A 19,281-nucleotide genomic window follows, 5' to 3' on the forward strand; every position below is an offset into this window, starting at 1 on the left:
GGCAGTCACGCGAGGCCGAGTGCATGGCGGCGGCGAGTTCCGGCGCGCCGGTGCCTACCGGTCGTGCGCAGCGGCGATTTCGTCGACCAGACCCCACTCGAGTGCGTCCTGCGGGCCGAGCGCGACACCGGTGACGAACAAGTGCAGCGCCCGCCATCGGCCGATCCGGCGGGGCACGCTCACGGTGCCACCCGCGCCCGGGATCAACCCCATCGCCACCTCCGGCAACCGGATCACGGTCTCCGGGGCGGCGACGACACGTCCGGCGAACGCGGAGATCTCGATCCCGGCCCCCACGCAGTGGCCGTGCAACCGGACCTCGATGCGCTCCGCCAGCCGGGCCATCAACCGCGCCGCTCCGCCGCGGGTCCGGATCAGATGAGCGGTCGCGGTATCGGGGGTATGGCCGAATTCGTCGAGATCCCCGCCGGAGCAGAACGACGCACCGGCACCGTCGAGCACGATCCTGCCGAAGGTATCGGCGAGCAACGCGGTGCGCAACGCGTCGACCAGGGCATCACGGAGCGCGGTGCCGTAGGCATTGCGCCGTTCCGGCCGGTTCAGCGTGATCCGGAACGTATCGCCGTCCGCGGCGAGCAGGACCGGGTCGGTTTCGGGCGGTGGCGGTAGGGGACGGCCCAGCCGGCGTCGTTCCTCGAGCCAGCGGCCGAATTCCGGGCCGCCCTGGAGTGTGGAGTAGGCGAAGGACTCCATATCGATGGCCGCCGGCACCGGGAGACCTGCCGAAGCGCGGACCACCTGCGCGGCGAAACTCGCTGCCTGCGGATTTCGCCGCACACAGTCGGCGAACTCGGCGACCGCGCGCTGGGGATCGCCGGTCACGACAACCGCCCGGTCCGCCGGATCCGCCGCCGCCGCGTAGGTCAGGTCCAGCGCAGCGGTCAACGGCGCGAGTTCGGCAGCGATACCGCCGGAACAGAGTCCGACTGCCGGCCCGCCCAGTTCCGGTATCCGCGCGGCGGCGGCCGCCGCGGTCGCCGCGTCGATACCGGTGAGGTCGACCAGCAGCAGCGGCTCGAGCAAGGTGGTCGCGTCCAGGGCGAATTCATCGGCCGCGCCCTCGGCCAACTCCGCCGCGCCGAGGGTGCGTACTTCGATCCCCATACCTACCCTCCTGGTTGCGTGTTCCGGGCCCGGCCGCGCCTGGGCCGCCCGCGCGTCCGGCCGCATCGAACTTATCGGACGCACCCACAACCATTTGTCGCCTACGAGCCCGCACCGCCATCCGGGGCCGAGGCACCTGCCCACCGGGCGGTGCGCCGGGTGGTGTGCGGGAAACTGACGTGGTGAGTACCGACAACGACCGGACACCGCCGGTGACCAGCGCTTCGATCATCGTGCTGACGCTGGCGCGGCGGGTGGAGACCGAACTCAACGCGGGACTGGCGGCCTTGGACCTCACGGTCGGGCGCCTGGGTCTGCTCGGCCATATCTCCGGTGTTCCGGGGGCCTCGTTCAGCGAGCTGGCGCGGATGTCGGGGATCAGCGTGCAGAGCGCGCACACCGCGGTGAAGGCGCTCGCCGGCGCCGGGCTCGTCCGTGACCGCACCGCCCGCGCCGGCTCGGCGTCGGCGATCGAACTCACCGAGGACGGTGAGCGGTTGCTGCGGACTGCCCAGGACGTGGTCACGGAGGTGGACGAGCGGTTGTTCGGTGCTGCGGCCGATCCGGTTCAGCGCCGGATCGGTACGGCCGTTGTGGACGCTTTCCGCGGGACGGGGAACTGACGGCGTTCCGTCCAGAGGTGCGACACAGGTAACCTTCAGTCCATCTGAAACTCCTGTTAAGCTTCAGTCGATCTGAAGGTTGAGAGGGAGCTGTCCATGCACCATCTGCTGCTGTCGGTCCACGTTCTGGCAGCCATCGTTTTCGTCGGCGGTTCCGCCGTCGCCACCAGCCTGTTCCCCCGCTACGCACCGCTGGCCGCGACCGCCGGCCCGGTATCGGAGCGCTCCCCTGCCGTCGCCGCAGTCCTGCACCGGATCACCGGCACCTACGCACGACTGGGCCTGATCGTCCCGGTCATCGGCATAGTTCTCGCCGTCCTCCAGGGACGGATGGGTGAAATCTGGATCACCGCGGCCATCATCCTCACCGGGTGCGCCGCCGCGATCATCACAGTGATCATTCATCCGATACAGCGCGAGGCCATGGACGCACCGGGCGACGACACCCGGCTGCGGACCCTGGGCATGCTCGCCGGTCTCTACAACATGCTCTGGCTGATCGTCGTCGTCCTCATGATCGTGCGCCCCGGCGCCCACCCCTGACCCTCACGGCCGGCGTCCGTGAAAGCCGTTCGGCCGAAACACTTCTCTCCCACGAAACAAGGACCGGTTCCATGAGCATCCGCCATTACCTGTATCGCGCACCCTCCCTATCGGCGGCGGAAGCGATCGAGGCCGTCCGAGCCGGCGCCCTCATCGTCGATGTACGGCGCGGATTCGAATGGAATCGCAACCGTATTCCCGGCGCGGTCCACCTTCCACTGGAACAGTTGACGGAAAAGTGCGGCGAACTGCCCGAGGATCGACTGCTGATCACCTTCTGCACCGGCGGCCTGCGGTCCTATGGGGCCGCCAACCTCCTGCTCGAATACGGTTTCGAAGCCAAGAACATGTCGGGTGGGCTGATCGACTGGCGCGCCGCCGGCGGAGCACTGGAATCGGGACGGTGAGGTAGCCGCCCGTTCATCCGAGCTGATCCAGTGCGGACCGCGCCCAGCGACGTAGTGTCGTCTACGCCACGGTGATATCGCACCACCGGACCGATGGACAGAACGGGAGTACCAGCAATGCCGAAGATCGTGCTGTTCGGAGCCACCGGATACACCGGCCGCCTGATCGCGCAGGCTCTGACCGCCCACGGCGCCGCACCCGTACTCGCCGGGCGCAACGCCGATTCGCTCGCGGAACTGGCCACCGAGATCGGCGGCGCGGATACCGCGGTCGCCGAGGTGACCGACCCCGGGTCGGTCCGTGCGCTACTGGCCCGAGGCGATGTGCTGATCACGACGGTGGGACCGTTCCTGCGCTACGGAAAGCCCGCACTGGCAGCGGCTCTCGCGGCCGGCGCGCACTATTTCGACTCCACCGGAGAAGGCCCGTTCATCCGGACGGTGTTCGACCACGACGACGAGGCCCGCCGGGCGGGTGTCGCCTTGCTCACCGCCTTCGGATTCGATTATGTACCCGGCAATCTGGCCGCCGCTCTCGCGCTGGCCGAGGCACCGGACGCCGTTCGCGCCGAGATCGGATACTTCATCGCCGACCCCGGCACCAGCGGCGGTACCCGCGCGTCCATGGCGGGCATGCTGTTCGAAGACGGTTTCGCCCTGCGCGGCGGCCGGGTCATCACCCAGCGAACAGCCGCCCGCACACGTGATTTCGAGGTCGCGGGCCGCACCCGAACCGGAGCATCTGTTCCGGGTTCGGAGCATTTCGCCCTGACCCGCTCGTATCCGCGGCTCCGCGACGTGGATGTCTACCTCGGCCTTCCCGGTCCGGCGGCCCGCGGTCTACAGGCGACCTCGCTGCTCACCGCCGCTGTTTCCCGCGTGGAGCCGGTGCGGCGATTGGCCGAAACGGCGTTGACCCGCGTCGTCAAAGGATCGACCGGCGGCCCGGCACCCACCGCCCGGGCCCGCACCCGCACCTGGGCGGTCGCGGATGTCTCCGATGCCGCGGGCCGTAGTTCGATCTCCGTAACACTCACCGGTGTGGACCCCTACGACTTCACCGCGGCGATCCTCGCCTGGGGCGCCCGAACAGCGCTCGCCGGTGGTCTGCTCGGCACCGGCGCCCTCGGCCCCGTCGAGGCGTTCGGCCTCGACGCGCTGACCGCCGGCGCCGCGGAGTCCGGGCTGAGGCGATAGCCCGGCAACGCACACGCCACACCGGCCCTGGCCCGCTTTCGTGCGGCGCGCCACGGCCGGTGACAGCGTCCTCGCTACTCGGGCGGCAGTATTTTCGCTGTTCGGGTGGACGGCGCCTCCTTTCGTCAGAGGATGATGCCCAGCAGACCCCAAGCCAGGCTCAGGGCCGCGCCCGCGGCCGCGGAGCCGAGGCCGACAACCGCGGAGCCGAGGCCGATAACCGCACTCATGACGTTCCTCTCTTCCTCCGAGGAAACACTCGGATGGTTCTCCGGCAAAGAAATCGCTCGAAACGACGATGCCCGCGAAACCTTCGGCGGCAATATTCGGAACACCGTGCCCGGCAGGGCTATCGTCCGATTGGGATCCCGTTCCCGGGAAAGTCCCGTGTGCAGATTAGCACCTCGTAAAGACGGCGTCAGCACCTCGTTTCGCCGAACAACACTCGCGCGAAAAGATTTTCGCACACCCCGACGCATACCCGCCCCAACGAGGGGAATATGCGGTCGATTCTGCAGTTCTTTGCAATGAGCTCACATTTGGTATGCCCTGTGCGGATGGAATTATCAGAACTGTTAGACGGCGACCGGAAGCACATTACGAAGAGGGCGATACGTCCTGTCTGCGAATCGAATCGTCATCGACCTCCGATCGGTTTCTCGATATCGACCGCCGAATCGTGACCCCTGGTGTAATCAACCGGAATTCCCGTATCCTCACCTTTTCCGAAGTCGCGCAGAAACCCCCGCGTACACGATTCCGCAATTCACCTCGCCGCGGCAGCCGTGCCCTCACCGTCGACAGCGGATGCGAGGACGCCGAGACGAGCCCGTCGCTCGAGCTGCGCATCCGGCCACTCACAGCGCGGCGTAGATCTGCGCGATGAGGTCGTGGGCGCGACGGTCGCCGGCCAGCCGATCCCGGCGGAGATTCGGCGTGAAGGCGAACGCCACCTGGTTCTCGAGGTCGCCCAGCCCGACCGCGCCACCGGCGCCGGGATGCCCGAAGGCGGTGCACCGGGCCACGTCGGGCAAGGCGAAATTCTCGGAGGGCAGCATGAAGCCGAGACCGAACGCGCTCTCCAGAAGCAAAACCGCATCGCGACCGCGAACCTGTTCCGCGGTCGCCGCGCGGACGATCTCGAAGGGCAGCAGCCGCCCCGAGGTCAGGTCGCGGTAGAAACCCGCGAGCGCGCGAGCCGTGGTGACCAGGCCCGAACCCGGCCAGCCACCGGCAAGCACCTCCGGCCTGTTGGGCGAACCGGCGGGATTGGTCGAGGCCCGCAATGCCAATGATCCGGGATCCGAATACGCCCGCGCCATCTCGGCGACGGTGGCGGCGTCGACGGAACCGGGATCGTCCCAGCGCCGCTCTTCGACCGGCGGGAACCCGACGCGGGCGGCGCGCGCGGCCACCGCCTGGGGGACGTCCAGCCACAATTCCTCGTTCAGGCGATTGCGGACGAATCGGCCGACCGTACCGCCGGTCCGGCGGCGGACGAATTCACCCACCAGCCAGCCGAAGGTCAACGCGTGATAGCCGTGGACGGTACCGGGCGGCCAGATCGGCGGCTGGCCTGCCAGCTGGGCGGCCATCGCCGCGGGATCGGCGGCTTCGGCGACGGTGACGGGCCGGTCGAAAGCCGGCAGCCCGCCGCGATGGCTCAGCAGGTCCGCCAAGGTGGTGTATTCCTTGCCCGCCGCGCCGTACTCCGGCCACCATGTCGTCACCCGCCCGGTCCAGTCGACGCCGGCTTCCCGGGCGGCGAGGAGAACCGCGGTCGCGGTGACGGCTTTCGTGCACGAGAACACCGGGCACGGGGTGTCGCGTTCCCACGGTCGCGCGGTCCGGTCGTCGGCGATACCGCCCCAGAGGGGCCCGCCGGGACGACCACGCACGAACGCCGCCACTGCTGCGCCGAGGTCGCGTCCGTCCGCCAGATTCGCGGCGAAGTGGTCGCGAACTGCACGGAAGGCCGGGTCGACCCAACCGTGTACAGCAACGCTCACGACCAGAATTAGAACACGTTTCACTCCGAACCACTGGGTTGTCCATGCGTGGCGTGACCGCTGATACGCACCGGCGCACCTAGAATTCGCCAGGCTGATCCCGGTTTCGCAGACATCGTCGAGTCGGACCCCAGGAGGATGAGTTGTCGCTGATGGCTCGCGGTATGGCCTGGTTCGGGCTGTACCTGGCGGCGGCGATCGTCCCGCTGATCTTCGCCGCGATCGGTGTCGCCGACGCACGGCGCGGGTTCCTGACAGAATTCTCGGTCGCCCTGGGTTTCGTCGGAATGTCGATGCTGGGCCTGCAATTCGCGCTGGTCGCCCGGTTCCGGGCTGTCGCGGCGCCGTTCGGGGAGGACGCGCTCGTGCAATTCCACCGGCAGGTGTCCTATGTGGCGCTGGCGTTCATCCTCGCGCATCCGGTGCTGCTGCAGATCGCGGGCACCGACATCATCGGATTGCTGAACCTGGCGCAGGCTCCGCCACGAGCGCGGTTCGCGGTCGCCTCGACCGTCCTGCTGTTGATCCTGATCGCCACCTCCGTCTGGCGCAAACGCCTGCGCATCCGCTACGAGATCTGGCAGATCTGCCACGGTGTGCTGTCCGTGTTGGTGGTCGCGTTCGCGCTCGCCCATATGTTCCTCGTGGACTACTACCTCGACGCCGTGTGGAAGAAATGGTTGTGGGCGGTGATGACGCTGGCACTGGTGCTGCTGCTGGTGTGGGTACGCGTCGTGGAACCCCTGCTCCGGCTGCGCCGGCCCTGGCGGATCGAACGGGTCACCGCCGAACGGGGCAACGCGCATACGCTCGGCATGGCACCGGTCGGCCACGAGGGATTCCGGTTCCAGCCGGGTCAGTTCGGGTGGCTGGTGGTGAACCGCGCGCCGTTCTCGATCACCGCGCACCCGTTCTCCTTCTCCTCCAGCGCCGAGGAACACCGGGAGGTCGAGATGACGATCAAGGCGCTGGGCGATTTCACCTCCACCGTCGGCGATATCCCGGTCGGCACCCGCGCCTACATCTCCGGCCCGCACGGCGTGTTCACTCCGGACCGCAACGAGGGCCCCGGTTTCGTGCTGATCGCGGGCGGTATCGGGATCACCCCCATGGTGAGCATCCTGCGGACCATGGCGGACCGTCAGGACCGCCGCCCGGTATTGCTGATGTATGCCTTCCGGTCTCTGTCCGACGCCACCTTGGACGACGAGATCCGCACACTGGAACACCGGCTGGACCTCACCGTGGTCCGGATTCCGGAGCGACCGCCCGCCGGCTGGTCCGGCGAACACGGGTACCTCGACCGGGCGATGCTGGCCCGGCATCTGCCGGCCGGGTACCCCCGGAGGCAGTACTTCGCCTGTGGGCCGGGCCCCCTGGTCACCGCCGTCGAAGATGCCTTGGCCGATCTCGACGTACCCGCCGAACACCTGCACACCGAACGATTCGACTTCGTCTGAACGGGGCCGTCATGCGACACATCTACACCACCCGCGCTGTTCTCGCGATCACCGTGCTCCTGCTGGCCGCCTGCGCGTGGTTCGCCCTCGCGACCGGCTGAGCACCGCGTCGCAACGGCTGCACCGGTGATCGTCAGTTGTCGGGTCCGCGATAGACGATGAGCGGCCGCTGGGCCCGGTGCAGCAGGTTCTGCGTGGTGGAACCGAGGAGGGCGCCGCGCAGACGCCCCCTGCCCTTGTGGCCGACGATCAGCATCTGCCCCTCGTCGAGCGCCCGCAGCAGTTCCCGGACGGCCGAACCACGCCGGGACCGTTCCTCCACGGTGACGCCGGGGAATTTCTTCCGGTACGGCGCGACGATCGTCGACAGTGTCCCGGCCTCCGCCCGGGCGACGGTCTCCCAATCGACGGCCATCGCGGTGGGCCCGAACACCTGCATCGCCGTGGGGACGGAATCCCCGGCCGCCGTACTGTCGGTCCAGGTGCGCACGGGCACAACCGGTACGGAGAACAGCTGGGCCCAGGCGAACGCGAGTTCGGTGGCCCCGGCCGAGAGCGGACTGCCGTCCGAACCCACCACGATCGGCCGATCGTCCGGGGCCGGATCGCCGGGGTCGCCCCGCCACACCACCACCGGGCAATGCGCCCGATCGACCACCCGCAATGCGGTCGATCCCAGGATCCACCGTTCGACCGCCCCGGCGCCGGTCGCACCGATAACGATCATCGCGGCGCCCCGGGCCGCTTTCAGCAGGCCCGCGGCGGGCGGCTCACTGTCGGCGATCGAGCTCAGGTCGATACCGGGCGCCGACCGGCGCACCGCGGTTTCGGCGGCGGTCAGCAGTTCCGAGCGATACGCGCGGTACCGTTCGGCCAGTTCGTCGGGGGTCATCGCGATCTCGGGCATCGGGCCCGGAGCCGGGGACGAGTGCACCAGGTGCAGCGGTAGCGCGAGCTTCCCGGCGAATGCGGTGGCCCATTCCGCCGCGGCCAGCGAGGTCTCGGATCCGTCGACACCTACCACGATGTGGTTTCCCGCAGGGATTGGCTGCATCCGTCCTACCTTCCGTTCAGTGTGGTGCGATCACTCTCCGATTGCGGTTCCCGGTCGAACGCTCCCGACGACCAGCAGGCCGATCCCCGATCCCAGGATAGGAGCCGCCGCATGCCCGACGAGGGGCCGACACGCTGCGCGGACGCCGGTGAACATGCGCCAGGTCCGGCCGTCGCTGCGGCCCGGGGCCGGGGGATGCCACCGGATACGGCAACCCGCGACGAAATCAGCCCACTGACTGGGACCTCGGCCCGCACTGTGCCCCGGCCCGCGTCACCATCGGGCGCAGACACACAACTCTGGTGGGAACATGGAGGTTCCGATGCCGGCTCACGTACCGAACGGGCAAACTCAGCACGGCGACGAGGAATACAGGCAGATCGAAGCGGCCGCGGCCCCGACCCGGTTCGCCCGCGGCTGGCACTGCCTGGGCCTGGCGAAATCGTTCCGCGACGGCCGACCGCACGAGGTGAAGGCCTTCGGCACCACCCTGGTGGTGTTCCGGTCCGAATCCGACGACACATTGCACGTGATCGACGCCTACTGCCGCCATATGGGCGGAAATCTGGCGCAGGGCACGGTCAAAGGCGATTCCATCGCCTGTCCGTTCCACGACTGGCGCTGGGGCGGCAACGGGAAATGCACCGGGATCCCGTATGCGCGCCGGGTGCCCCCGCTGGCGAAGACCCGCGCCTGGCCGACACTGGAGCGCAACGGCCAGCTTTTCGTCTGGAACGATCCGCAGGGCAGCAAACCCACCGATGAGGTGACGATTCCGCAGATCGAGGGCTACGGCACGCCCGAGTGGACCGATTGGACCTGGAACACCTTGCTGGTGGAAGGGTCACACTGCCGCGAGATCGTGGACAACGTGGTGGATATGGCCCACTTCTTCTACGTCCACTATTCCTTCCCGCGCTACTTCAAGAACGTTTTCGAAGGTCATGTGGCCACGCAGTACATGCGGTCCACACCGCGCGGCGATATCAATGTCGGCACCAACTACGACGACCCGAACTCGACGCTGCGGTCGGATGCCTCCTATTTCGGCCCGTCCTACATGATCGACTGGTTGTGGAACGAGGCCGGCGGCAGGACGATCGAGACGGTGCTGATCAACTGTCACTACCCGGTCAGTTCGAACTCCTTCGTCCTGCAGTACGGGGCCATGGTGAAGAAGCCGGAGGGCATGTCGGACGCGGACGCCGACGCGATGGCGGCGCAGTTCGCCCACGGCGTCGAGGTGGGTTTCGAACAGGACGTCGAGATCTGGAAGAACAAGGCCCCCATCGACAATCCGCTGCTGTCGGAGGAGGACGGCCCGGTCTACCAGCTGCGGCGCTGGTACAAGCAGTTCTATGTGGATGTCGAGGACATCACCGAGGATATGACCAAACGGTTCGAGTTCGAGATCGATACCGAACGCGCGGTCACCAGCTGGGAGGCCGAGGTCGCCGACAATATCGCCCGCGGCGCCGTCGTCGACACCACCACCCGATAACCGATACCGCCGCTACCGCCGCGTGCACCGATCAAGGAAATCCCGATGACCGAAGTTCTCGACAATCTCGCGGCAATCGCCGATCAGCTGCGGGAGCAAGGGCCGGAAGCCGAACGCCTGGGCCGGTTACCCGATTCCACCGCGAAACTACTGAAGAAGGCCGGGCCCGTCCGGCTGTTGCAACCGAGGAAGTACGGCGGTTTCGAGGCGCACCCGCGGGAATTCGCCGAATCGGTCATGGCGGCGGCGGCCCTCGACCCCGCCACCGGATGGGTGTGCGGCATCGTCGGAGTCCACCCGTGGCAACTCGCCTTCGCCGACCCCCGGGTGCAGGCCGAGGTGTGGGGCTCCGACAACGACACCTGGATGGCTTCACCGTATGCGCCCACCGGTATCGCCCGCCCGGTGGACGGCGGCTATATCTTCAACGGCCGCTGGCAGTTCAGCTCGGGCACCGACCACTGCGACTGGATCTTCCTCGGTGCGATGCTCGGCGACGCCCAGGGCGGTATCGCCGAGCCGCCGACCATGCTGCACATGATCCTGCCCCGCGCCGACTACGAAATCGTCGAGGACTCGTGGAACGTGGTGGGCCTGAAGGGAACCGGCTCCAAGGACATCATCGTGCGGGACGCGTTCGTCCCCTCCTACCGCGTGATGAACGGTGATCACGTCATCGACGGCACCGCGCAGCGCGAGTACGGTGTCACCGAGACGCTGTACAAGATGCCGTGGTCGACAATGTTCCCGCTGGGTATCACCGCGGCGGTGATCGGAATCGCCGAGGGCGCGCTCGCCGCGCATCTGGACTACCAGCGCGACCGGGTGGGTGCGCAGGGCACGGCGATCAAGGACGACCCGTATGTGTTGTTCGCCATCAGCGAGGCTGCCGCCGATATCAATGCGGCACGCCAGGAACTGCTCGCCAATGTCGACCGGATCTGGAACATTGTCGAATCCGGTGCCGAGGTCGGTTTCGCCGACCGCGCGGCCGGGCGGCGCACCCAGGTGCGGGCGGCGTGGCGGGCTGTCACCGCCGTGGATCAGATCTTCGCCCGGTCGGGCGGTAATGCCCTGCGGATGGACAAACCGCTGCAGCGTTACTGGCGGGACTGCCACGCCGGACTCAATCACGCCATCCACGTGCCCAGCACCGTCTACCACGCGTCGGCGCTGAGCTCGATGGGTTTCGATCCGGCCGACCCGCTGCGTTCGATGATCTGAGCGTTACAGAACGGCGCCTGCGGGCGCCGGATACGGCCCTCCGGGGTCGGGCATTTCGCCCGGCTCCGGGGGGCCGTTCGTCATTTTCGGCCGTTTTCGGGGATTCATGTGACAGCGAGCACAACGAGATGTTACAAATAGGAATATGCCTAATCGGCATATTCCGTTGGGCACCAGCTCGCAGACCCCGATGGAGGGCTCCATGACTATCCATGCCGACACCGCGACCCCGAGCGCCGTGATCGACCGCGTCTCGCTCGTCCTCGACGCGTTCGAAGGGCACGGCCGACTGACGCATGCACAGGTCGTCCGGCGGACCGGACTACCCCGGTCCTCGGTACACCGCATCCTCGAACAGCTGGTGCGGTTGCGCTGGCTGCGCCGCGACGGACGCGACTACGAACTCGGGCTGCGACTGATGGAACTCGGCTCACTCGCGGTGCACCAGGACCGGCTACACCGCGCCGCCGTCCCCTTCCTGCACGAACTCCACCGCACTACCGGCTACGTCGTCCATCTGGCCGTGCTCGACGGGACGGACGTGGTCTACCTGGACAAGGTCGGTGGCCGGCTCGGCAACGCGGTCCCCACCCGCGTCGGCGGCCGCCAGCCCGCACACTGTACGGCCGTCGGAAAGGTGCTGCTCGCCGATACCGAATCCGCCGATTTCTTCGGTGCCGGCACCGTCCGGCCGAAAACGCGCTACTCGATCGCCACCGCGGCGCAGTTACGGGCCGAGCTGGCCAAGGTTCGGGCCCACGGCGTGGCATTCGAACGGGAAGAGTCGCTGCCGGGATTCGGCTGCGTGGCGGCGCCGATCGGCGAAATGGGCCGAGCGGTGGCGGCGGTCTCGATCTGCGGCCCGATCCAGCGGATGACCTTCGACCGTCGGCTGGCAGCACCGGTGCGGATGACCGCCCTCGGGATCTGGCGCAATGTCGAGGACGGCGAGGTGCGCGTGCATCCCACGCTGCAGCAACTCCGTCCCCTGACTCCGGCACCGAAGCTCCGGCCGGACGTCCACGCCGAGCCGGCCCTCACCTGAACCCGATCGGACCACCGCCCGGGTGGTGTGCGGCCGGCTGGACCCCCACCGACGGGGCCGTCCGGCGGACCGGTGTGAGCTGTGGTGATCCGGGGTTCCACCGGCGCACCCGGACCGGCATGTCCATTCCCGTCCGGTCCACGCCGACGCGATCGGCGACTCGCGGCTGTCGCCACGATCACTTCGATCAGCACCACGACAATCGGGGCGATGCCGTCCAACCGCACCGGATATCGAGGTGAGGTGCAGGACTTCATCCGACACGGGCGCCTGCCGAGGAGCGCGGGACCCCCGGATTGCCGCGGAAGATCGATAACGGTGGCGAGAAGTATTCGCAGCGCCACATCGCTCCGCAGACGTTCGGTCTCGGCGGGTGCGCGCGGATTCGAATCCGGGCACACCGCGCGCCGGTTCCGGCGCCTGGGGTCGGCGCCGGACACGGCCGATGCGCCGGGCAACCCGGCCCGAGCTTTTCGGGCCGTCAGCGCCGTTCGGGATCCTCCTGCCGGACCCGCTGCTCGACTTCTCGCCAACGCCCCGGGATGGGATGCGGATAGTCGGATTGTTCGTCGTGTTCGGCCGTCACCAGCGCGGTCTCGGCCGCATCGATATCGTCGATCAACTGCCGGGCGAGATCACGTTCGGCCGCGTAGTAGCGTTGCGCCCATTGCAGCACGATCTGCGAATATGCCCACCCGGGTTCGGATTTCGCGGCTTCGGAGTCGACGGCGGCGCTGTGTTCGAGGCGCTCGACATCGGCGATATGGTCGCGCAGGATCTCTTTGAGCCGGTCCGGGGAACTGAGATGCCCGAACATCACCCGCAGCATCACGTGGTGTTTCAGCATCGGCGGGTCGACGGGCGCGTTGTTGCTCCACGCGGTGACAGCGGCCCGCCCCGTCGACGTGATGCGGTACAGCCGGCGACCGCGCATGGCATTGTCGCTGTCCACCCGGGACTGTGCGAACCCGTGCCGTTCGAGCTTCTTCAGCTCCGAGTAGATCTGGCTGTAGGACGGGCTCCAGTAGAAGTACCGGATACTCCAGTCGGCCCATTTCTTCAGGTCGTACCCGGAGATCTCCTCCTCGTAGGAGAGCATGGCGAGCACCGCCCAGCTGGTCGGCGGCAGGTTCACTTGCGCCGGATCGGGTTCGCTCGTCGTCACCGCCGAATGCTATCAACGCCGGTATACCGGTCGGATACGCCACCATGGGGCGGCGCGGACGCCGAAAGGGGCGTCCCGGTCACCGGGAAGGTGGCCCCGCACCGCGAGGCGGCCGATCTAGCGTCGGCCTCGGCACGTTCCGGGAGCGCGAGAAGGCGGTAGAGCAGTGGTGAACTTCGACGACGAAGTCGATGTGCTGGTGGCAGGTTCCGGTGGGGGTCTCGCCGGCGCCTACACCGCGGCCCGGGAAGGGCTGTCGGTCGCGGTGGTGGAGGCGACCGACAAGTTCGGCGGCACCACCGCGTATTCGGGTGGCAGCGGAGTCTGGTTCCCGTGTAATCCGGTGCTGGAGCGGGCCGGTACCGATGACACCCTCGACGACGCGCTCACCTATTACCGGGCCGTCGTCGGTGACCGGACACCGCGCGACCTGCAGGAAACCTATGTGCGCCGCGGCCGCGATCTCATCGAGTACCTGGAAGCCGACGACCACTTCGCGTTCCAGATGTACCCGTGGCCAGACTACTTCGGCACCGCACCGAAGGCCCGGGTGGACGGGCAACGCCATATCGTGCCGGTCCCGCTACCGGCGGCCGAGCTCGGGGAACTGCGCGAACACCTGCGCGGGCCCCTGGACACCGACCGGCTCGGCGCCCCGCTGCCGGATGTGCTGATCGGCGGACAAGCCCTGATCGGCCGGTTCCTGCGCGCACTGACCACCTATCCGCAGGTGCGCCTGCACCGCAACGCCGCGCTGACCGAACTCGTGGTGGAGGACGGAGCGGTCGTCGGCGCGCTGATCGAACGGCCGGCCGGAACCCTGGCGATCCGCGCTCGGCGCGGCGTCATCCTGGCCGCCGGCGGCTTCGAGGGCAACGACGAATTGCGCCGGCGCTACGGTGTGCCCGGCAGCGCACGCGACACCATGGGACCGCCCGGGAACCAGGGGTGGGCGCACGAGGCCGGGATCGCGGCCGGCGCCGATACCGACCTGATGGATCAGGCCTGGTGGTCGCCCGGGCTCACCCACCCGGACGGCCGGTCGGCTTTCGCGCTGTGGTTCACCGGGGGAATCTTCGTCGATCAGGACGGCCGGCGGTTCGTCAACGAGTCCGCGCCGTACGACCGGCTCGGGCGCGCCGCCCTCGACCGCCTGCGCTCGGGTGACCTCACCCTCCCCTACTGGATGGTCTACGACGACCGGGACGGTGCCACACCCCCGGTGCAGGCTCCGAATGTGTCGTTCGACGCGACCGAGAAGTATGTGGCCGCCGGACTGTGGCGCACCGCCGACACCCTCGAGGGTCTGGCCGAAGCGATCGGGGTGCCCGCCGCCAACCTGGTGGCGACCGTCGAACGCTTCAACGCGATGGTCGCGGCCGGCGCCGATACCGATTTCGGCCGCGGCGACGAGGCCTACGATCGTGCGTTCTCCCAGGGTGAATCGCCGCTGGTGCCGATCGACCGGCCGCCGTTCCACGCAGCGGCGTTCGGCCTGTCCGATCTGGGCACGAAAGGTGGTCTGCGCACCGATACCGGTGCCCGGGTCCTCGACCGTGACGGCGCCGCGATTCCCGGGCTCTATGCCGCGGGCAACACCATGGCCGCCGTGAGCGGCACCGTGTATCCCGGCGGCGGCAATCCGATCGGCGCCTCGATGCTGTTCAGCCACCTCGCCGTCCGCGACATGCTCGGCCGCTGACACCCGCCCCACCAGAACAGGAAGTACACCATGCCGGAACCCGACCGGATCCGTGCGGCCGTACGCCGCTACCTCGATACCGTCGCCACCGGGACCGCGGCCGAGATCGCCGCGCTCTATCACCCGGACGCCACGCTGGAAGACCCCGTCGGCTCCCCCGCGCACACCGGTCGCGCGGCCATCGAGAAGTTCTACAGTCCGCTCGAATCGGCACGCCGCCGGACCGAACTGCTGAGCCTGCGCGTGAGCGGGGACAACGCCGCGTTCTCTTTCCGGGTGATCACCGAAACCGACGGCAAGACGATCACGGTGGAGCCCATCGATGTCATGACCTTCGACGAGGACGCGCGGATCACCGGTATGCGCGCGTTCTGGTCGCCGGACGACGTCGGTTTCGGCTGAGCCCTGGAACAGCCACCATCGGACATGCGATGGTGATCGGCTATATCGGCGCGCCGCGCGCGCCCGGCGGACAGAGGAGTGACCGTGCGAAATATTCAGTGCGCCAACTGCGGAAACCGCGTCCTGGTGGAGAAGTACAGCCCCAGTCACACCAGCGTGCAATGGCTCGACGATGCTGAAGCCGCCTGTCCCGAGTTCGCCCGGCGCGCGGCCCTCGGCGAACCCAGTAACTGGATCCCGACCTGTCCGGCGCTGCGCGATTCGATCGAACGGGCGGTCGCCGAAGGTGAACTACGCACCGACGAGTACCGCAGCGAACCCGTCCCAGGGCGCCTCGGCTGAACTGCCCCGCCCCCGGGTGGCCGGTGAGGAATTCCGGCCCGGCCCACCGCGGCGGCAGTCTTTCCCTTCGCCGCAGTGGTGTCGGCACGCGATGGTCGGTCACGTTGCGCCACGGTGGAGCAAGGCGGCCGCGGTAGTACTGCGAGTTGTCGACCGGACTACCGCAGCTTTCTTCGGTGTTTCGGGTATCGCTCCACCTTGTCGCCCAGGTAGATCGCGGGGTAGTGCCGTTCCTGGTTATGGATCCCAGTGGGGTGCCCGAGGCGCCGATACGGCGGTTTCTCACCGACTCATCGTGGCAAGGCAACACAGCGGTACAACCGTCGCCCATGTGGTCGCCCGCTCGTCGGCGACCCACACCCGGGTAGCGCCCTGCTCCGCGTGTCCCAGGTACATGAAGCCTGGGTGAATCCGGGCTCAGGCTTCGGCCGTACCGGTCTCGGTGCAGACGGTAGCGCGAGGCGGGCAGCTCGTCTTCGGATCCGCAGCGCAACCCGCGGCAAACGCGCAAGCGCGAATTCAGACGGATGCTGCTGCCCTGCGGAGGGCGTCGAGGCTGGTCTCGGGCGAAGTGTTGAAGCAGAACCTGATTCCCGGTGCTGCGTCGACGATGACGTTGATTATGCGCTCGAACAGCAGGGTGTGCCCGGGGAAGGCCCGCACCGCCCCACCCACCATGACGAGGTCGAACGACTGGTTCGCCAGCAGGTCGCGGATTTCGGTTTCGGCCTCTGCGGGCGACGCGCGGGCCATGCACGGCGTGACATCGAATTCGGTGTTCTGTAGAGCGGCGTTGGCGACGTCGACCCTGGCTGTGAGTTGCTCCTCGTCCAGATCGGGGAACCGACTGTAGTCCATGGCTTGTGGATGCAATCCGATGGTCAGTGCCCGGAGGCGTTCGGCTGGATCGGTCATCGACTCTCCATCATGAAGGGACCGCCCGCCAGTGTGGGATGACTGGCCCTGTTCACTACCTTTCATGCGAAATCGGGCCTGACAACGCCCACTTCGGTTCGAATGCGGGCGTGGATGTCACCGGTCTACAGCGCGATCTCGCCGATTCTCCGGTGCTGCGGTCGTTGAGCCGCTCGGTAAGCCCGTTCAGTAGCGCGGCCGGACCGAACTCGAAGGCCCTGTCGGGTGCGGCACTGTATTCGGTGACTGCGGCCGCCCTTTCGACACGACGGCGCAGCCTCGAGCGAGTCACGAATTCGGCCGATCGTCCTGGGTCCGATCCGGTGATCGAGCTGGTTGGTTCGTCTTCCGGAATCGACCTGGCGGCCGGCCGCATTCGTTCTCGAATGCATAGCCGGAGTCCCGGGCGATGGCGGTCAGCGGGGTATCGGTGTCGCGCAGTTGCCGAGCCGCGAGGGTCATGCGCCACCAGGTGCGGTAGGCGATGGGTGGCCGGCCGATCAGGTCGGTGAATCGGCAGGCGAAGCCGGTCCGCGAAACCCCGGCGCGCCCGGCGCGCCCGGCGACGGTCCAGCCGGTGCCCGGGCGAGCCGTGGATCGCCGAGAGCGCCGCAGCGACGGCCGGATCGTGCAACGCGGCCGACCACCCGGTGTCGGATTGGCGGTCGAGCCGGCAGACACAGGGAGTCATCCGAGGCCGAGACACCTACGGAACCACCGCCGTCGCCGTGGTCGAAGCAGCCCGGCGATTGGCAGCAGGCGATACCGCTGCCGGAGTGCTCACCCGGCACAAGCATTCGATCCCGCCGACTTCCTCGAAACCCAAGCACGGCCGCTTCCCCGCACCGCTCTAGCGCTGGGTGCTGCCGGCGTCCACTGGAAGCGTCACCGCGGTGATGTAGCGGGCTTCCTCGGAGGCCAGGAACAGTGCGGCGTTGGCGATATCGATCGGTTCGACCCACGGAATCGGCAGCATGTTCATGGTTCTCGCCGCCTCGGCGAACTCTTCGCGAGTGGGATGCTCGAGGTCGGGCCGGAAGGAGCCGCGGACCATATCGTTCTGGATCATCGGCGTATCCACATTGGTGGGATGCACCGAGTTCACCCGGATCCCGTGCGGGGCGAGTTCCTGGGCCAGCGATCGCATCAACCCGACCACACCGTGTTTGGCCGCCGTGTAATGGGCCACGCCCACCAGCCCGCGCAGGCCGGCGATCGAACTGGTGAGGATCATCGATCCGCTACCGCGGGCGATGAGATGTGGGGTGGCCGCCTTACAGGTCTGCCATACACCGGTCAGATTGACATCCAGCATGGTCTGCCACTGCTGTTCGGTCAGTTCCAGTCCAGGTGCGCTGGAGGTTATTCCCGCGGTAGCGCAGACGATATCGATACCGCCGAGCTGGTTCACCGCCGCGTCGGTGGCCGCGCGCAGCGCCGCACCGTCGCGGACGTCGACCACCGTGGGCACGATGCGTGCCCCGGTCGCTTCCACCGCGCGTACGGTGTGCTCGAGATCCGCCGATGTGGCCGGTGGGATGATCACCGTATCCACCGGTCCGCAGATATCGAATGCGACGATATCGGCACCTTCTTCGGCCAGCCGGATCGCCTGCGCCCGGCCTATTCCCCGCGCTGCCCCGGTGACCAGCGCGACCTTGCCCGAAACCCGTCCCATCTCACACCTTCTGAGTAAGCCCGGCGTCCACGACGAGTTCGATCCCGGTGACGTACCGGGACTCGTCGGACGCGAGGAACAACACGGCATTGCTGATATCCACCGGATCCACCCACGGCACCGGGAGAATCGTGCGCTGGGCGAGTACCCGTGCCGCGTCCTCCCGGGTCGGATTGGGCAGCTCCGGGCATAATTTCGCGTACACACGGTCGTTGAGGATCATCGGCGTGGCCACCGATCCCGGGTGCACGGTATTGACCCGGATTCCCCGCGGGCCCAGCTCGTTGGCGAGGGTGCGGGCCAGTCCGACCACCGCGTGTTTGCTTGCCGCGTAGTGGGCGGCCGCCGCACCACCCTTCACACCGTTGGTGGAGCCGACGATCACGATCGACGCCCCCGCCCCGAGATGCGCTCCGGCGGCGCGGACCGTATGCCAGGCTCCGGTCAGGTTGATATCCAGCGCCCGCTGCCACGATTCGTCGGACAGCTCCCAGCCCGGTGCGTGATCGGCGTAGACACCGGCGTTGGCGACCACCACGTCGAGGCGGCCGAGCTGCGCCACCCCCGAGTTCACCGCTTCCTCCAAGGCCAGCGGGTCGCGTACATCGGCGAATCCGGTGAAACACCGGCGGCCGGTGCCCTCGACCTCCGCGGCCGTGGGGGGGGGCCCCGCCCCCGGGGGGGGGGGGGGGGGGGGGGGGGTATATGGGGCCCCCCCGCGCCCCCCCCCGCCCGGGGGGGGGGCCCCCCCCCCCCCCCCCCCCCCCCCCCCCCCCCCCCGCCCCCGACCGCGGCCCGGCCACGGGGCCGGGCGGCCTGACGGACAGCGCCGGCGGATACACGCTGGTGGTGGCAGACCCGATCACCGAATCCGGGCGCGACGCCACCC

General features: G+C 68.2%; 19 protein-coding genes and 1 pseudogene. 12 read left to right on the top strand and 8 right to left on the bottom strand.

All coding sequences use genetic code 11. The features are described from left to right. Positions 1-54: 54 nt before the first annotated feature. The gene (locus QH195_RS17350) at positions 55-1,125 is read right to left on the bottom strand and encodes an enoyl-CoA hydratase/isomerase family protein (RefSeq protein ID WP_280436162.1); all 1,071 of its coding nucleotides are present in this window, start codon (positions 1,123-1,125) and stop codon (positions 55-57) included. A gap of 182 nt (positions 1,126-1,307) precedes the next feature. Here QH195_RS17350 and QH195_RS17355 point away from each other — a divergent pair, with 182 nt between their 5' ends. The 4 genes from QH195_RS17355 to QH195_RS17370 all read left to right on the top strand — a co-directional run bounded on the left by QH195_RS17355 (position 1,308) and on the right by QH195_RS17370 (position 3,895). Next, the gene (locus QH195_RS17355) at positions 1,308-1,748 is read left to right on the top strand and encodes a MarR family winged helix-turn-helix transcriptional regulator (protein WP_280421780.1); all 441 of its coding nucleotides are present in this window, start codon (positions 1,308-1,310) and stop codon (positions 1,746-1,748) included. Positions 1,749-1,844: 96 nt separating this feature from the next. After that, a complete protein-coding gene (locus tag QH195_RS17360) occupies positions 1,845-2,291 on the top strand; it encodes a hypothetical protein (protein WP_280436163.1) in 447 nt (148 codons plus the stop codon). A gap of 71 nt (positions 2,292-2,362) precedes the next feature. Beyond that, positions 2,363-2,698: a rhodanese-like domain-containing protein gene (locus QH195_RS17365; protein WP_280421778.1), complete on the top strand. Its 336-nt coding sequence runs from the start codon at positions 2,363-2,365 to the stop codon at positions 2,696-2,698. Between the two features lie 117 nt (positions 2,699-2,815). After that, the gene (locus QH195_RS17370) at positions 2,816-3,895 is read left to right on the top strand and encodes a saccharopine dehydrogenase family protein (RefSeq protein ID WP_280436164.1); all 1,080 of its coding nucleotides are present in this window, start codon (positions 2,816-2,818) and stop codon (positions 3,893-3,895) included. Between the two features lie 857 nt (positions 3,896-4,752). Here the strand turns inward: QH195_RS17370 and QH195_RS17375 are convergent. Next, positions 4,753-5,904: a serine hydrolase domain-containing protein gene (locus QH195_RS17375; protein WP_280436165.1), complete on the bottom strand. Its 1,152-nt coding sequence runs from the start codon at positions 5,902-5,904 to the stop codon at positions 4,753-4,755. 152 nt (positions 5,905-6,056) lie between these two features. Here QH195_RS17375 and QH195_RS17380 point away from each other — a divergent pair, with 152 nt between their 5' ends. Next, positions 6,057-7,364: a ferredoxin reductase family protein gene (locus tag QH195_RS17380; RefSeq protein WP_280421810.1), complete on the top strand. Its 1,308-nt coding sequence runs from the start codon at positions 6,057-6,059 to the stop codon at positions 7,362-7,364. 133 nt (positions 7,365-7,497) lie between these two features. On the opposite strand, the gene QH195_RS17385 is transcribed toward QH195_RS17380, so the two are convergent. Further along, positions 7,498-8,418 (bottom strand): universal stress protein, encoded by a 921-nt coding sequence (locus tag QH195_RS17385; RefSeq protein WP_280421775.1) that lies wholly within the window; start codon positions 8,416-8,418, stop codon positions 7,498-7,500. Positions 8,419-8,740: 322 nt separating this feature from the next. Here QH195_RS17385 and QH195_RS17390 point away from each other — a divergent pair, with 322 nt between their 5' ends. The 3 genes from QH195_RS17390 (at position 8,741) to QH195_RS17400 (ending at position 12,188) form a co-directional block, all read left to right on the top strand. After that, positions 8,741-9,919 carry a Rieske 2Fe-2S domain-containing protein gene (locus tag QH195_RS17390; RefSeq protein ID WP_432278466.1) on the top strand — a complete coding sequence of 393 codons (1,179 nt, stop codon included), beginning with the start codon at positions 8,741-8,743 and terminating at the stop codon, positions 9,917-9,919. A gap of 45 nt (positions 9,920-9,964) precedes the next feature. Then, positions 9,965-11,143 (top strand): acyl-CoA dehydrogenase family protein, encoded by a 1,179-nt coding sequence (locus QH195_RS17395; protein WP_280436166.1) that lies wholly within the window; start codon positions 9,965-9,967, stop codon positions 11,141-11,143. Between the two features lie 202 nt (positions 11,144-11,345). Beyond that, positions 11,346-12,188 (top strand): IclR family transcriptional regulator, encoded by an 843-nt coding sequence (locus QH195_RS17400; RefSeq protein WP_280436167.1) that lies wholly within the window; start codon positions 11,346-11,348, stop codon positions 12,186-12,188. A 481-nt stretch (positions 12,189-12,669) separates the two neighbouring features. Here QH195_RS17400 and QH195_RS17405 read toward each other — a convergent pair whose 3' ends face one another. Then, positions 12,670-13,287: a PadR family transcriptional regulator gene (locus tag QH195_RS17405; protein ID WP_280436176.1), complete on the bottom strand. Its 618-nt coding sequence runs from the start codon at positions 13,285-13,287 to the stop codon at positions 12,670-12,672. 232 nt (positions 13,288-13,519) lie between these two features. Here QH195_RS17405 and QH195_RS17410 point away from each other — a divergent pair, with 232 nt between their 5' ends. From QH195_RS17410 to QH195_RS17420, 3 genes are all read left to right on the top strand, one after another. After that, positions 13,520-15,055 (top strand): FAD-binding protein, encoded by a 1,536-nt coding sequence (locus QH195_RS17410; protein ID WP_280436168.1) that lies wholly within the window; start codon positions 13,520-13,522, stop codon positions 15,053-15,055. A 30-nt stretch (positions 15,056-15,085) separates the two neighbouring features. Continuing rightward, the gene (locus tag QH195_RS17415) at positions 15,086-15,457 is read left to right on the top strand and encodes a nuclear transport factor 2 family protein (protein WP_280436169.1); all 372 of its coding nucleotides are present in this window, start codon (positions 15,086-15,088) and stop codon (positions 15,455-15,457) included. Positions 15,458-15,541: 84 nt separating this feature from the next. Further along, a complete protein-coding gene (locus tag QH195_RS17420) occupies positions 15,542-15,799 on the top strand; it encodes a hypothetical protein (RefSeq protein WP_280421769.1) in 258 nt (85 codons plus the stop codon). Between the two features lie 519 nt (positions 15,800-16,318). On the opposite strand, the gene QH195_RS17425 is transcribed toward QH195_RS17420, so the two are convergent. The 4 genes and pseudogenes from QH195_RS17425 to QH195_RS17440 form a co-directional block, all read right to left on the bottom strand. After that, positions 16,319-16,714, bottom strand: a complete 396-nt coding sequence (locus QH195_RS17425; protein WP_280436170.1) for a hypothetical protein — start codon at positions 16,712-16,714, stop codon at positions 16,319-16,321. A 288-nt stretch (positions 16,715-17,002) separates the two neighbouring features. Beyond that, positions 17,003-17,395: a helix-turn-helix domain-containing protein gene (locus tag QH195_RS17430; RefSeq protein ID WP_280436171.1), complete on the bottom strand. Its 393-nt coding sequence runs from the start codon at positions 17,393-17,395 to the stop codon at positions 17,003-17,005. 169 nt (positions 17,396-17,564) lie between these two features. Beyond that, positions 17,565-18,392, bottom strand: a complete 828-nt coding sequence (locus QH195_RS17435) for a mycofactocin-coupled SDR family oxidoreductase (RefSeq protein WP_280436172.1) — start codon at positions 18,390-18,392, stop codon at positions 17,565-17,567. A gap of 1 nt (position 18,393) precedes the next feature. Continuing rightward, positions 18,394-19,050 (bottom strand): annotated as a pseudogene (locus QH195_RS17440) (SDR family oxidoreductase); the annotation flags it as partial. Positions 19,051-19,097: 47 nt separating this feature from the next. On the opposite strand from QH195_RS17440, the gene QH195_RS17445 reads away from it, so the two are divergent. Then, the coding region (locus tag QH195_RS17445; protein WP_280436173.1) for a hypothetical protein at positions 19,098-19,281 on the top strand (184 nt) is incomplete at its 3' end.

The organism is Nocardia carnea (assembly GCF_029868855.1).
GTDB lineage: Bacteria > Actinomycetota > Actinomycetes > Mycobacteriales > Mycobacteriaceae > Nocardia > Nocardia carnea_A.